Origin of the sequence: Burkholderia sp. Nafp2/4-1b, from assembly GCF_003635165.1 — a bacterium.
GTDB lineage: Bacteria > Pseudomonadota > Gammaproteobacteria > Burkholderiales > Burkholderiaceae > Burkholderia.
On record NZ_ML058601.1, the window covers coordinates 168703 to 182941 of the forward strand.

General features: G+C 68.5%; 14 protein-coding genes and 1 pseudogene. 7 read left to right on the forward strand and 8 right to left on the reverse strand.

Annotated features, from left to right (window positions below):
• Window positions 1-2: 2 nt before the first annotated feature.
• The 4 genes from C7H84_RS10245 to C7H84_RS10260 all read left to right on the forward strand — a co-directional run bounded on the left by C7H84_RS10245 (window position 3) and on the right by C7H84_RS10260 (window position 3820).
• Window positions 3-923 (forward strand): DMT family transporter, encoded by a 921-nt coding sequence (locus C7H84_RS10245; protein ID WP_121858707.1) that lies wholly within the window; start codon window positions 3-5, stop codon window positions 921-923.
• Between the two features lie 79 nt (window positions 924-1002).
• A complete protein-coding gene (locus tag C7H84_RS10250) occupies window positions 1003-1782 on the forward strand; it encodes a HAMP domain-containing sensor histidine kinase (protein ID WP_121858708.1) in 780 nt (259 codons plus the stop codon).
• Window positions 1783-1860: 78 nt separating this feature from the next.
• A complete protein-coding gene (locus tag C7H84_RS10255) occupies window positions 1861-3204 on the forward strand; it encodes a hemolysin family protein (RefSeq protein ID WP_121858709.1) in 1344 nt (447 codons plus the stop codon).
• 22 nt (window positions 3205-3226) lie between these two features.
• Window positions 3227-3820, forward strand: coding sequence for a thiamine phosphate synthase (locus C7H84_RS10260; protein WP_121858710.1), 594 nt, complete (start codon window positions 3227-3229; stop codon window positions 3818-3820).
• A 37-nt stretch (window positions 3821-3857) separates the two neighbouring features.
• On the opposite strand, the gene C7H84_RS10265 is transcribed toward C7H84_RS10260, so the two are convergent.
• Window positions 3858-5507 (reverse strand): DUF3459 domain-containing protein, encoded by a 1650-nt coding sequence (locus C7H84_RS10265; RefSeq protein WP_121858852.1) that lies wholly within the window; start codon window positions 5505-5507, stop codon window positions 3858-3860.
• A gap of 302 nt (window positions 5508-5809) precedes the next feature.
• Between C7H84_RS10265 and C7H84_RS10270 the strand changes: the two genes are divergently transcribed.
• Window positions 5810-6520, forward strand: coding sequence for a class I SAM-dependent methyltransferase (locus tag C7H84_RS10270; protein ID WP_121858711.1), 711 nt, complete (start codon window positions 5810-5812; stop codon window positions 6518-6520).
• Window positions 6521-6614: 94 nt separating this feature from the next.
• Here C7H84_RS10270 and C7H84_RS10275 read toward each other — a convergent pair whose 3' ends face one another.
• Window positions 6615-7268, reverse strand: coding sequence for a DUF1345 domain-containing protein (locus tag C7H84_RS10275; protein WP_121858712.1), 654 nt, complete (start codon window positions 7266-7268; stop codon window positions 6615-6617).
• A gap of 125 nt (window positions 7269-7393) precedes the next feature.
• Here C7H84_RS10275 and C7H84_RS10280 point away from each other — a divergent pair, with 125 nt between their 5' ends.
• Window positions 7394-8119 (forward strand): metallophosphoesterase, encoded by a 726-nt coding sequence (locus C7H84_RS10280; protein WP_121858713.1) that lies wholly within the window; start codon window positions 7394-7396, stop codon window positions 8117-8119.
• Window positions 8120-8173: 54 nt separating this feature from the next.
• Here C7H84_RS10280 and C7H84_RS10285 read toward each other — a convergent pair whose 3' ends face one another.
• A complete protein-coding gene (locus C7H84_RS10285) occupies window positions 8174-8869 on the reverse strand; it encodes an RES family NAD+ phosphorylase (RefSeq protein ID WP_121858714.1) in 696 nt (231 codons plus the stop codon).
• 2 nt (window positions 8870-8871) lie between these two features.
• Complete coding sequence (locus C7H84_RS10290) at window positions 8872-9291, reverse strand: MbcA/ParS/Xre antitoxin family protein (protein WP_121858715.1); 420 nt, start codon at window positions 9289-9291, stop codon at window positions 8872-8874.
• A 233-nt stretch (window positions 9292-9524) separates the two neighbouring features.
• On the opposite strand from C7H84_RS10290, the gene C7H84_RS10295 reads away from it, so the two are divergent.
• Window positions 9525-10307, forward strand: a complete 783-nt coding sequence (locus tag C7H84_RS10295; protein WP_121858716.1) for an ABC transporter substrate-binding protein — start codon at window positions 9525-9527, stop codon at window positions 10305-10307.
• A 197-nt stretch (window positions 10308-10504) separates the two neighbouring features.
• On the opposite strand, the gene C7H84_RS37115 is transcribed toward C7H84_RS10295, so the two are convergent.
• From C7H84_RS37115 to C7H84_RS10310, 4 genes and pseudogenes are all read right to left on the reverse strand, one after another.
• Window positions 10505-11227 carry a hypothetical protein gene (locus C7H84_RS37115; protein WP_240462013.1) on the reverse strand — a complete coding sequence of 241 codons (723 nt, stop codon included), beginning with the start codon at window positions 11225-11227 and terminating at the stop codon, window positions 10505-10507.
• Between the two features lie 5 nt (window positions 11228-11232).
• A complete protein-coding gene (locus C7H84_RS37120; RefSeq protein ID WP_240462019.1) occupies window positions 11233-11646 on the reverse strand; it encodes a hypothetical protein in 414 nt (137 codons plus the stop codon).
• A 182-nt stretch (window positions 11647-11828) separates the two neighbouring features.
• Window positions 11829-12848, reverse strand: a pseudogene (locus C7H84_RS37125) (sigma 54-interacting transcriptional regulator); the annotation flags it as partial.
• Between the two features lie 362 nt (window positions 12849-13210).
• Window positions 13211-14128, reverse strand: coding sequence for a metal-dependent hydrolase (locus C7H84_RS10310; RefSeq protein ID WP_121858718.1), 918 nt, complete (start codon window positions 14126-14128; stop codon window positions 13211-13213).
• Window positions 14129-14239: the final 111 nt, after the last annotated feature.

Consider the following 14239-nt stretch of genomic DNA (forward strand, 5'->3'; position numbering starts at 1 on the left):
CGATGAAGCCCGACGCCCGCAAGCACCTCCGCGCCAACCTGCTGATGCTGGCCGCCGCCATGATCTGGGGCTCGGCCTTCGTCGCGCAGCGACTGAGCCTCGATGTGATCGGGCCGTTCCTGTTTACGGGGCTGCGCTTCCTGCTCGGCGCGCTGGTGCTGATCCCGCTGCTGGCGTTCAATGCGGGCTCGCGCGCGCAGTTCGCGGCGATACGCCGCGCGCCGGCGCTGCTGGTACCGGGCCTGTCGCTCGGCGGCCTGCTCGCCGTGTCGATCTCGCTGCAGCAGTTCGGGCTGCAGTACACGCGGGTCGCGAACGCGGGCTTCATCAGCTCGCTGTACGTCGTGATCGTGCCGCTGATGGGCGTGTTCGCCCGCCACCGGATCGGCGCCGGCACGTGGTTCGGCGCGCTGCTCGCGGCAATCGGCCTGTACTTCCTCAGCATCGACGAGCATTTCTCGGTGCTCTACGGCGACTGGTTCCAGCTCGCGGGCGCGGTGATCATCGCCGCGCACGTGATGGCCGTCGGCCATTTCGCGAAGCGCCACGATCCGCTCGTGCTCGCGTTCCTGCAGTTCGTCACGTGCGGTGCGGTGTGCATCGTGGCCGGTCTCGCGATCGAGCCTGTCAGCGTCGCGATGCTGCAGAACGCGCTGCCGACGCTGCTGTACGGCGGGCTGCTGTCGGTCGGCGTCGGCTATACGCTGCAGGTCGTCGCGCAGCGCGATGCGGCGCCCGCGGCCGCGGCGGTGATCTTCAGCATGGAAGGCGTGTTCGCGGCGATCGCCGGCTGGGCCGCCCTCGGCGAGACGCTGACGCTGCGCGCGCTGCTCGGCTGCGCGCTGATGCTGGCCGGCCTGCTCGCGTGCCAGTTGCTGCCGAACGACGCGCGGAAAAAGGACGAGGACGCGCTGCCGGCGTGACGCGCGCGATCCCGAGCGCGATCCCTATAATGTTTGTTCGCGTGTTTTTCATGCCAACCGCTTCCGACAGGCCAGCTCCGTGACGTCCATCTCCGTCGATCCCGCCGCCGACCTGCTGCGCGAACGCGCAGCGCACTATGCCGCCCAGGCCGCGCTGTTCCTGCGCGACCAGGCTCTTTCCACCGCGTCGCACGACCTGCGCAGCCCGCTGAACGCGATGCACAGCTGGGCCTATGTGCTCGAGCGCCAGCTCGCCGGGGCCGACCCGAACCTGCAACGCGCGCTCGCCGGCATCCGCACGGGGATCGACCAGCAGGTCGCGCTGATCGACGACGTGCTCGACGCCCCGCGCGCGGAAACACGCCACCTCGCGATCGTCGCGCAGCCGTTCGCGCTGCGCCCGCTGCTCGACGACACGCTCACGCTGACACGCTTCGCGCTCGCAGACGCACGCCAGGTCGCCGTCGATGCGACGCTGCCCGACGGCGAGCCGTCGCTCACCGCCGATCGCGAGCGCATCGCGCAGGCGCTGTGGACGATGCTGACGACGGCCGTTGAAGCCAGCGCCGCCGGCAGCCGCGTAACGTTCGCGTGCACGCGCGACGGCGCGCAGTGCGTCGCGCGCGTCACCTGCCGCGTGAATGCCGACGCGCTCGTCGATCCGGCGCTGCCGCACACCTTCGAATCATTCGGCCGCCGCCAGATGCTGCACCCGCACGATACGAAGCGCGTCGCCGGCACGCTCGCGCTGTGCCAGCGCGTCGCGCTCGCGCACGGCGGCACCTTCACGCACTCGCCGTTCGCCGACGGCGCCACCGTCACGCTGTCGCTCTCCGTCCCCTGCGAGGCGCCGGTGTAAGCAATCGGCCGCCCGACACTCATTACATTTTCCTTTCCGGCCCTATACTGACGGGCCTGTCATGACTGGAGCGATTCTTTGTTACAGATCTTCGCGCTCATCGGCGCGTTGTTCCTGGTGGCCCTGAACGGGTTTTTCGTCGCAGCCGAATTCGGCCTCGTCAAACTGCGCGCGACGCGCGTCAAGACACTCGCCCGCAAGCACGGCCTGCGCGGGCGCATCCTCGCGGTCGTGCACGGCCGACTCGACGCGTATCTGTCTGCCTGCCAGCTCGGCATCACGCTCGCGTCGCTCGGCCTCGGCTGGGTCGGCGAACCGGCGTTCGCGGAACTGATCGGTCCGCTGCTCGACGTGATCGGTGTGCAATCCGAGCGCATCGTGCACCTGATCTCGCTCGTGTTCGCGTTCTCGCTGATCTCGTTCCTGCACATCGTGGTCGGCGAGCTCGCGCCGAAATCGATGGCGATCCGCCAGTCGGAGAAGGTCGGCCTGTGGGTCGCGCTGCCGCTCTACGGGTTCTATTGGGCGATGTATCCGGCGATCTGGGTGCTCAACAACAGCGCGAACGCGGTGCTGAGGCTCGCGGGGCTGTCGGCCGACCATGGCAGCGACGCGCACTACTCGACCGACGAGCTGAAGCTGATCCTGCGCAGCCGCCGCAGCGCGGCCGGCACTCCGGCCCAGCCGGCGCGCGGCACGTACACCAACGACGAATGGAACACGCTCGCGCATTCGCTCGATTTCTCGTCGATGACGGTATCGGACCTGATGCGGCCCGCGCATGAAATGATCGGCCTGCGCCGCGACCTGCCGCTGCCGGACAACATGGAAATCGTCGCGCGGCACCGCTTCAGCCGCTATCCGCTGTTCGAGGATGCATCGCGCGAGCAGGTGAGCGGGCTGATCCACCTGAAGGATTTGCTGCTCGCGCGTCACGCGGGCGCGGCGCTCGAGGATCTGTCCGACTACGTGCGCCCGGTGCAGTACGTGAAGCCCGACACGCCGGCGCTGGAGCTGTTCCGCCGCTTCCGCAAGGGCGCGCCGCACTTCGCGCTGGTGGGCAACAAAGGCGAGAAGCCAATCGGCTTCCTGACGCTCGACAACCTGCTCGGCGCGCTGGTCGGCCAGATCCACGACGAGTTCCGCCAGGGCGATGCGGACTGGAGCCGCCTCGACGACGGCACGCTGATGGGCAAGGGCAGCCTGCCCGTCGTGTCGCTCGAGCAGGCGCTCGGCATCGACATCGACGAAGGCCGCGCGGAATCGGTCGGCGGCCTCGTGATCCAGGCGTTGAGCGATCTGCCGACCGAAGGTCAGCGCGTGTCGTTCGATCGCTTCGACGTCGTCGTGAAGAAGATGAACGGGCCGCGCATCGTGCTGGTGCGCGTGTATCCGAAGATCGCGAAGGAGGCCGACGAATGACGGCCGCCGCGCGCCGCGCGCGATGAGTCCGGCGCTGCCGCGCTGCTGCGTGATCACGCCGGAGCCGGCGTCCGCGTCGGACGCCGATCGTCACGCGTTCCTCGACCGGCTGTCGGCCGTGCTCGCGCGCGGCGACACGCTCGTGCAGTTACGCGTGAAGTCGTTCGATGCGGCCGCGTTCGCGCGGCTCGCCGCCGATGCGCTCGCACGCTGCAACGCGGCCGGCTCGGCCGGCGTGCAATTGATGCTGAACGGCCCGATCGATGCGGCCGGCGTGCTGCAACTCGACCGCGTGGGTTGGCACCTCGACGGCGCCGCGCTTCGCGCGGTCGCGCAACGGCCGCTGCCGGCCGCGCGGCGCGTGTCGGCGGCCTGCCATACCGCTGACGATCTCGCGCGGGCTGCACGCGTCGGCGTGGATTTCGTCACGCTGTCGCCGGTGTTGCCGACGCTCAGCCATCCCGGCGCGCCGACGCTCGGCTGGACGCAGTTCGCCGCATTGGCCGCGCAGGCCACGATGCCCGTTTATGCGCTCGGCGGCATGACGCGCGCGCATCTCGACGACGCGCGCCGCCACGGCGCATACGGCGTCGCGGGCATTCGCAGCTTCTGGTAAGTGCGGCCGGGCGCGCCCGCGTCCGGCCTTGCCTGCATCACGCGTTCAGATCGGCACGCAGCGGGCGCCATGCGCCGTCGTCGATCCGGCGCACGTCGTGCGTGAGCGCGTAGTGGTTGACGTCGCCCGTCAGCCACGCGACGAGCGAATACGGCGGCAACTCCCCTTCATCGACGCGGTCGCGCGCGCGTGCCGGCGTCTCGAACACGACCCGCCCTTTCGGCGCATCGAACGGCACCGCATCGGGCGACAGGTTCAGCGCGATGGTCAGCGTCTCGTCATCGGCGAGCCGCCATGACGCGAGCAGCGCATCGGCGTCGCCGTCACCATCGGCCTTCAGCGTATGCGCGTCCTGCGGCCGGCAATCGGACAGCCGCGGCGCGATCAGCTTCGCGCGCACCGCGAGCGCCGACTGCACGAAATGCGCACGGTCGGCGTCGCGCGCGGTTTCGTCGAAGATCAGCGGGATCTGCGGCGTGAGGAGCGACAGCGCGAGCGCCGCGAGGCCCGCGGCTTGCTCGTGGTCGCCATGCTCGCGCTCGCACCACGCGCCGTCGGACAGCACCAGCGACGTCAGCGACAGCCCTTCCGCGCAGGGGCCGTCGCCCGACACACCCGGCTGGAACGCCGCGCCGGCCGCGGTCAGTGCGCGGGCCAGCGTATGGATCGACTGGTGCGGCGAAATGCCTTCGTGCGCGGTCGTGTCGCGGCCGGTCAATCGATGCAGCGCACGTTCGCCACAGTTGTTCCACTGCGCGTCGAAATGCGTATCGGCCAGATGCACCGGATGCCGTTCGCTGCCGAGCACGAGGTGGATCAGCCGGTCGGCCGGCACGGCCGCGCGCACGCGGTCGGCGATTTCGCGCAGCCACGACGTGCCGATGCGGTCGGCCTCGCGCAGCCGCAGGCCGTCGCAACGGTATTCGTCGATCCAGTACAGCGCGTTGTCGCAGAAGAAGTCGCAGACTTCCGGGTGATCGAGCGCGAGCGGCGGCGCCTGCAGCCGATCGTCGCGCATATGGAAGAACGGCGCCGAGTAATGGCGCAGCGCGTCGGTGCCGCTGCCGAAGCGCGCGTAATCGAGTTCCAGCAGCACCGCGAGACCGTGGCCGTGCGCGTCGTCGATCAGCGCCTTCAGCGCGTCGGGGCCGCCTTCGGCCGCGAGCGGCGCGAACGGCAGGCTGTCGTGCGGCGATGCGAGCAATTCCAGCGCGGTCACGCCGAGACGCGCGAGCTGCGGCAGCCGGCGGCGCACGCCTTCGAAGCCGCCCACCGCGTGCGGACGAATCGCATACAGCGCGATGTCTTCCCACGGTCGCCCGCGCCAGAACGTATTGCGCCACGTGAACGTGCGCGGATCGACGACCTCGCTCGCGCCATTGAGCCCATCGGGTTGCGAACGCGACGCGGGATCCGGAATTGACGCGACGTCGTCGAGCCGGTAGCGGTAGCGCGCGCCGGCACCGCATTCGACGAACGCTTCGAACCAGTTCGGACCGGCTGCCGTCATCGGCAGGAGCGTCGGGCCATCGCCGGTATCGAGTTCGAGCTGAACGTGCGTGCTGCCCGGCGCCCAGACGCGGAAATGCGTGCGCGGCGTGGTACCGAGCGCGCCGCACGGCTGTGCGCCGGACGACAGGCAGTGAACGTAGTGCTTCGCATACGGATCGTGCGAACAATCGGACATCATGCGCTCCTCGTGCGTGCCGAGCGGCATGGCCGCGCGACCCGCGCGGCGCATCGGGGCCCGGCATGCGACGGCCAGGCAGAGGGGAAGAAAAGTATGCGCCGGTTTCAACATTGCGACGCATCGATTCCTCACATTTTTAAATCCGAATCGACCCCGACAACGTTTGCGCGCGAGCCGCGTCGAGTCGGGTAGTTCGCATACCGGAATGGCCGCTCGCCTTGTTGCGCCGTCGACCGGCGCTTACGCTCGATCCGATGCGCTCGGACACCCGTCCGCGCGCCCGCCCCGAGGAATCCACCATGTCGCTCCCAGCCAGCGCCGCGAAGTTCGATCCGGCACGTGCGCACGAATACGCCGAACAATCCCGCATCGCGCTCGCCGGCTACGACGCATGCCACGAACTCGCGGCCTGCATGCTGGCGTCGTCGATCAGTGCTGCCGACGCGCGCATCCTCGTGGTCGGCGCAGGCGGCACGGGGCAGGAAATCTGCGTACCGGCCGCGCTCCAACCGGGGTGGCAGTTCACGGCGGTCGACCCGTCCGCGCCGATGCTCGCGCTCGCGCGCGCCAACGTCGAAGCGGCCGGGTTCGCCGCACGCACGCAGTTCGTCGAGGCTGGCGTCAACGCGCTGCCCGATGCGCCGGCCTTCGACGGCGCGACGCTGATCGGCGTGCTGCATCATGTGCCGGGCGATGACGCGAAGGCCGCGCTGCTGGACGCGATCGCGCGCCGCCTGAAGCCCGGCGCGCCGCTCGTGATCGCGGGCAACTATCGCCGCTATGCAGATCATCCGCGCCTGCTGGACGCATGGCGGCAGCGCTGGCGCATGAAGGGCGCGACGCCCGACGCCGTGCGTGCGCAGCTCGCGAAAATCCTGCAGGGCGCTGATCCGCCGGCTGCCGAGGAAATCGTCTTCGACCTGCTGCACGATGCGGGCTTCGATGCGCCGCTGCGGTTTTTCTCGAGCCTGTTCTGGGGCGCGTGGATCGCGGTGCGGCGCGGCGCGTGACGACAGGCGACCGCGCGGCCCGCGTATCGCGTATCGCCGCGCACTCGAACGCGGCGGCTCGTATGAATTGCTCAAGTGACGCGCATCGCCCGCGTCAGCTCAGCAGCCCCGCCGCGACGTTGATCGACAGCCCGAGCACGGCCATGTTGAAGTAGAACGACAGGATCGACTGCGCGAGCACCGAGCGGCGCGCGGAGCGGTTCGCGAGCGACACGTCGGCAGTCTGCGACGCCACGGCAAGCGTGAACGCGAAATACAGGAAATCCCAGTAATCGGGCTCGGGATGGCTGTCGGGAAAGCGCAGCGCGCGATCGCCGCACGGCGAGCCGTAATAGAGCCGCGCGTAGTGCAGCGTGAAGATCGTCGGGATCAGGAACCACGCGCCGAACAGTGTCGCGCCCGTGATCGCATAATGGCCCAGCCCGACGCGAAAGCCGACGGTCTTTGCGGTGGCGAGCTCGATCGCGATCGCGGCCACGCTTGCGAGCGTCGCGAGACACACGACGGTCAGCACGGTCGTCGCATTCTCGTCCTCGCGGATCGCGATTTCCCGCACCTTGTGATGATGCGCGGTGATCATGCGCACCCACATCAGCACCAGATACAGCCAGACCGTGCAATCCCAGCCGATCAGTGCGCGTACGGCCGGACGCACCGGAAGCGGCAGCAGCACCGCGCACAGCACGCCCACGGCGAAGGCGGCGACCATGCGCGGCCGATTGCGTAATACCTGCGGATAAAGCGTCATCGTGTGATTCCGAAAGCAGATGGAAAGGGTACGGCCGCTCCGCCGCGCCGGACCGGCGGGTAGCGCCCCGATTATCGCCATTCCTGCATGACGTTGCGATGGGCGCAAGCGCCTAAGATATCGGGATGACCCCTTCCCTCTGCCGCCATCCAGCGAATACGGCGGGCCGCGATTTCGTCGTCGGCGATCTGCACGGCTGCGTGGACGTGCTGCGCGCGCTGCTGCACGACATCCGCTTCGATCCGGCCCGCGACCGGCTGTTCTCGGTCGGCGATCTGGTCGATCGCGGCCCCGCGTCCGAAACCGCGCTCGAACTGCTCGACCGCCCGTGGTGCCATGTGGTGCGCGGCAATCACGAAGAAGTGCTGAGCCTCGTGTCGCGCGGCAAGCTGCCGCCCGATGCATGGCGCGGGATCGGCGGCGACTGGGGCGCCGACCTGCCGCCGGAACGGCTCCACGCGCATGCGGCGCGCGTCGATGCGCTGCCGCTCGTGCGCGTGATCGGCGACGGGCCCACGCGCTTCAACGTGCTGCATGCGGAGTTCTTCGGCCCGGACGCCGAGCTCGATACGGGCAGCTATTCGCACGACGTGCGCGAACGGCTGATCTGGGGGCGCGACCTGGTCCAGGGGCTCGTCGATCCGGCCGTGCAGACCGGCCTGTCGCTGACCTGCACCGGCCACACGCCGGTGCGCGCGCCGCAACGCATCGGCGCGCAATGGTTCATCGACACCGGTGCGTTCGCACCGTCGGGACGCCTGACGATCGTCGAACCGCGCACGGGCGAGACGTGGTCGCTGACGCAGGCCGAAGCGCGCGCGCGTCAAGCCGGCGACCTGCCGCTGCCCTGAGGCCGGCAATGCGGCTAGCGCACCCCCGCATGCGCGGACCCGCGCGCCGCGTCGCTATCCGACCTGGTTCAACTCGAACACCGCATCGACGCCGGAGCCGTTCCAGTTGTATTCGAGATACGCCGCGTGATGACAGTCGCGCAGCAGCGTCGTGCGGAACGCGGCGAGGCATTCGCCGCTCGGATCCCGCACCGACGGATAGACGATCCCCGCACCGCCCGCGTTGCGCACCGCGCGGCCGAGCGCCTGCCCCGCGCTGTAATCGAGCGGATCGAGCAGCGCCGGGTTGCGCTGCGGCCACGTGCGCACGTCGACGACGTCGCCCCGCGCATACACCGTGTAGAGCCGCATCTGCTGACGCATCGGCGGCTCCTTCGTCGCGGCCAGGAACAGCGCGCTGTGATAACGGGTTTCGGCGATCGCCGTCTGGCGCGACCGGCCGCAGTAGAACACGCCATACGTGCCGTCGGAAAAACGGCTGCCCTGCGGATTCAGATGCGTGAACGCGGCCATGATCGGCCCCCAGCCCTGGCCGTAGCGACGCTCGGCCGGCGGCACGAGGTCGAGCGTGCCGACTTCCTGGCGAATGCGGTCGTTGGTCAGCGATTCGAGCGCATAAAGCGCCTCGAAATCGTCGGCGGACGCGACGCGATCGAACAGGTTGATGGCCGGAAAACGGGTGGGAATGACACGGTAGGCAGGTGCCCAATCGACGACGGTCGTGGGCCAGTGTTGCGTCTCGATCGGCATCGTCACGCCCAGCCACCCCGCATCGCGTCGAGATATTGCCGGACGGCGACCAGGTCGCCGACGTTGCCCGCGAGCATCCGGTCGAGCGCGCGCTTGCCGCCGAACGGGGCAGCGTCGTTGGGCCGCTTGACCCAGGCATCGGCGGCGGCCGGCTGCGGCAGGAGGATCTGCAGCGCCTTATAGATGCCGAGCAGCAGCGATAGCCGCTCGAGCGTATCGCGCGGCAGCCGCGCCGAATCGGGCGAAGCCTTCCATTTGAAGAACGTCGAACGGCCGGGCGACCCGAGCAGCACGATCTGTTCGTCGATCGTCAGTTCCCAGTCGCGCGCGATGTTGAAGAACGCACGCAGGCCGGCCGCCGACATCTGCGCGACCGATGCCTGCGGCGAGGCGGAATGCGGATTGAAGGCGGGTTGTGACATGACCGGTTAGTCTCGAAACGAATTTACTAACAAGATTAGTCCATTTATGTATTTTTGCAAGGGTCGTCCCCCGTGAGCCGGCATTCCTTCGGTTGGATCGATATTTTTTGTCCATTCTGGACTGCGATTTTATTTTCTGCGTTAATGAGCGTGCGGACGACGCACCGCAACGCGGTGCGTGTCGCCAGCAACCGTGTCGCGCAGAACCGGACAGACCACGTCAAGGAACCACCATGAAGAGACTGATTGCCGCCGTATCGATCGCCCTGCTCGCGGTATCGGCAGGCCCCGCCGTCGCGAAGGACTGGACCACGCTGCGCTTCGGCACCGACGCCAGCTACGCGCCGTTCGAATCGAAGGCGCCCGACGGCAAGCTCGTCGGCTTCGACATCGACCTCGGCAACGAGATCTGCGCGCGGCTGAAGGCCAAGTGCGTGTGGCTCGAGAACGATTTCGACGGGATGATCCCGGCACTGAAGGCGAAGAAGTTCGACGCGGTGCTGTCGTCGATGTCGATCACCGCGCAGCGCGCCGAGCAGATCGGCTTCACGACGAAGATCTACAACCAGCCGACGCGCCTCGTCGTGAAGAAGGGTTCGGCGCTGCTGCCGACGGCCGAATCGCTGAAGGGCAAGTCGATCGGCGTCGAACAGGGCACGACGCAGGAAGCGTATGCGAAGGCGTACTGGGCGAAGCAAGGCGCGAACGTCGTGTCGTACCAGAACCAGGACGGCGTGTATGCGGACCTCACGGCGGGCCGCCTCGACGCCGCGCTGCAGGACGAGGTGCAGGCCGCGATCGGCTTCCTGAAGTCGCCGCGCGGCGCGGGCTACGAGTTCGTCGGGCCGGAGCTCGTCGATGAAAAGGTGCTCGGCGTCGGCGCCGGCATCGGGCTGCGCAAGGAAGACAGCGACCTGAAGGCGAAGATCGACCGCGCGATCCTCGACATGGTCAAGGACGGCACCTACAAGCGGCTCGCGTCGAAGTACTTCGACTTCGACATCTACGGCGGCTGAAGCGGCGTCGCGCGCGCACGGGTGAAATGCCCGGCGCGCGCGGCCCGACCGCCCCTCCCCTCGCCGCCGGACGGCGACACCTCCCTGACGTTCGCCGTCGCGACGCTCTCATCACCCGTGTCGCGCCACCGGATGTCGCCGATCGTTCGCGTTGCAAACGGATCGCCTGCGCTGGCGACCGCAGGCGCTCGACGTCGTCAATAAGCGAAAACCGGGCGCCGGGGAGCCGGTGCACGCGTACACATCCCCATCCGGAGCGGATTGGCCAGCAGGAAAGCGCCGGCCCGGCGCGGATGACCGGGTATCAGCCGGATCCGCCTCGCACCGGGCGCGGAGAGATGGCCTGTCGACGCATGCCGGCCGGCGGCAAGATGCGCGGTCGACTGGCGATGGGTCGAATCACTACGATCGCGGCCTGACGGCCGCTGCGTGTGGCGATCGTTCATCATTTTTCTACCCCGTTTGATCCGTTGCTTGTGCCGGCAACCGGACGCCGCCGGTGCCCCGACGATCCGACGACGACGGCCCATGCCGGCCGGAACGCGGCTCGTGATGGCCCGTTTCCGCCGATCATCCCCGCGGACTGCATCCTGGCCGGTTCTCGCAAGGTTCGCTGGCGAACCGGCCGGACGCGACGTCGTCGACGCTCGTATCCAGTTCTTCGCAAGGAGCGGGCCAGCGTCGCGCGCGGCCGTCGGGACAAGGCTTTCGTCGGACAAGCCCGCGGCGCGAACGGCCGGGGCATGCAGGAAGTTGCGAAACTGAAACATGCCGCGCGCGGGCCGCATCGGCCGTGCGGCTGCAACGCCTTGCCGGACAAGGCGGCAGGACGATCCGGAAAATTGTTCCGGCGCGGGCGGTGCGTCGTCGCCGGCATTTGCCGCGGCTATCGGCATGGCCGCCGACACGAAATGTTTCACGCCCTTTACACGCGGCCGGACGCAGCCGGACGCCGTGTCGCCTGGGCCGGCTCGATGGCGCGCCCGCCTCGGCTCAACCGACCCGCTGGTGGTCGGCGTCGTCCGGCGGCGACGCCTCCTTGCCGCCGTTGTCGCCGTTGTTGTCGTGATCGTTGAGCCCGTGCTCGATCATCATCCGGTACAGCGTCACGCGCGAGATGCCGAGTTCGGCGGCGGCCTTGTTGATCCGGTGATCGTTGCGCAGCAGCGCGTTCTCGATGGCCGTGCGCTCGGCGAGCGAACGCGCCTGCTCGAGCGTCACGGGCTCGGTTTCGCCCGGTACGTCGAGGCCGAGATCGTGCGGCGTCAGCAACCGGCTCTCGGCCATCACGATCGCGCGGCGCACCCGGTTGATCAGCTCGCGCACGTTGCCGGGCCACTCGTAGCGGCGCATCGCGTCGAGCGCGGCCGACGTGAAGCCGCTGATCTTGCGGCCGCTGTCGGACTTGTATTTCTGCAGCACATAGTGCGCGAGGATGTCGATGTCCTTGCCGCGCGCGCGCAGCGGCGGCTCGTGAATGCGCAGCACGCAAAGCCGGTGATAGAGGTCCGCGCGGAAGCGGCCGGTTTCGACCGCGCCGTCGAGATCGACGTGCGTGGCCGAGATGATTCGCACGTCGACCGAAATCGATTCCTGCCCGCCGAGCCGCTCGATCTTCCCTTCCTGCAGGAAGCGCAGCAGGCTCGCCTGGCTTTCGACCGGCATGTCGCCGATTTCGTCGAGAAACAGCGTGCCGCCGTGCGCGGATTCGATCCGGCCCGCCCGCCGCTGGTTCGCGCCGGTGAACGCACCGCGCTCGTAGCCGAACAGTTCCGACTGCAGCAGGTGATGCGGAATCGCGCCGCAGTTGATCGCGACGAACGGCCCCTTGCCGCGCGCCGAGCGCTCGTGGATCGCGAGTGCCGTCAGTTCCTTGCCGGTGCCCGACTCGCCGGAGATGAACACGCTCGCATCGGTTTTCGCGACCTTGCGGATCGTGCTGAACAGCTGCTGCATCGCTTCGCAGTTGCCGATCATCCCGTGCTCGCCGATCGACGCCGCGTATGCCGCGCCGTCGACACGATCGAGCGCGGCCATCCCGCGCGCATGGCCGAGCACGTGGGAAATCCATTCATACGGCAACGGCAGCGTCACGTAATCGAAACAATAGCTGCGGATCAGTTCGCGCACGGCAGCGCTGATCGTGACGCCGGCCTGCGCGGTGGCAATCCAGCCGATCGCCGGCTGGCTCAGGCACGCCTTCAGCGCCGGATAGTCGCGCGACGTGAAGCCCGTGAAATCGATGAGCCCGGCCGCGATATTCGCGCCGGACGTCATGTTCTGCGCGGCGCCGGCTGTCTTCGCGACCGTGATTTCCCAGCCGAGGCCGCGCAGTTGCGCCAGCAACGGTTCGTCGGGCGAACGCATGATCACGAACAGCTTGCGTCCGGCCTCGGGAGCTGTAACGGACACGAGCGGCATCTCGGGCGCCGCCGACCCGTTTGCGTCGGGTGACCTTGCAACCATCGTTGTTCCCCGCTTGGCGTTGGTATCGCGCGCCGGCTCGCCGCCGCGTACGACGGACCTCGATCGAACCGACATATTGGCCGCATTTTCATCCGAATAAAATCCCCCCGGGTAACAATCGCGCGTCGGCGGAATCCATTCATGAACGGTATAACGATGCCGCCGATGCGCGGCTAGATGGGTGTTATCCCGGTGGCGCGGTGCGCGCGAAGCGAAGCCGCACGCGTGGCGAACCCGCGGAGCCGCGCCAATACCGGGGTGCCGGGGCGGCACGCTATCGGGGATGCGCGGGATCGAAGCAGCGGCAAGCGGCGGCGCGGCCCGGCGGCCGTCCCGGCGCCCGCACGCGCAATCGTTTCCGCTTGATATCGGTCAATCGTCGAATGGCGTGCGGTTGATGCAGGAACGCAACACGCGCGGCATCTCGCGCGGCGGCGTCAGCGTCCCGATGCGAGGGGCGCGAGCGCGTTGGCGCGGCCCCGGCCGGCCGACGCGCCGTCGTGTTCGCCATAGGCGGCGACGAGCGCATCGACGCGCGCGAGGTGGTGACGGTTGTCGTGGTCCCACGGGTGGAAGCCCGGCCGCAGGAAGCTCAGCCATTCGCCGGCGATGCGCGGAAACAGCCCGCGCCGCGGCCCGTACAGGAATGCGAGCATGCGCAGCGTGCCGCGCACGTGATGGCCGGCGCCGCGATCGCGCCACAGCAGCGTCACGTGCAGCAGGAACACGGTCGGCCAGAACGTCAGCGTCGTCAGCAGATACACGCCGACGCGAATCAGGTAGCGGCGCAGGCCGGGCTTCATCACCGCGTTCCACACGTCGAAGGACACGGCCTTGTGCTCGGTTTCCTCGAGCGCATGCCATACCCACATCTGGCGGTAGCCTTCGACCGAGCCTTCGAGGCGCGTCGGGTCGCGCAGGAGCCAGTCCGCGAGCATCGCCGTGTAGTGTTCGGCCGCGACCGTATGCGCGAGCTGCACCGAATGCGGCAGCACGCGCTTCATGAAGCCGAGCACGGCCCACACGCGCCTGTCGAGCTTGCGCGCGGGCAGCCGGTTCGCCTGCATCAGTTCGTTGTATTCGACGTGCTCGCGCGTGTGCATCGCCTCCTGGCCGATGAAGCCGAGTACCTGGCGCTTCAGCACGGGATCGTCGAGCCGGTCGCGATAGTTGCGCACCGAATCCATGAAAAAGCGTTCGCCGGCCGGAAACAGCAGCGACAGCGCGTTGAAGAAGTGGGTCACGTGCGGGCCGAGCCCATGCCAGTCCTTCGCGCGTTCGACCGGCAGGTCGAAGCGCAGGTCGCGGCGCACCGGCATCACCTCGGCCGCGGTGGCGGAAGCGGCTGACTTCATGTTCGTGGTTCTCCTTGTTTTCGGGCGGCCCGGAAGCCGTCGCGGCCTTGCCGGCGCGGGCCCGGGCAGCGCATCGCGCAACGCCGAAATCTTGACATCGACAGCTGTAAC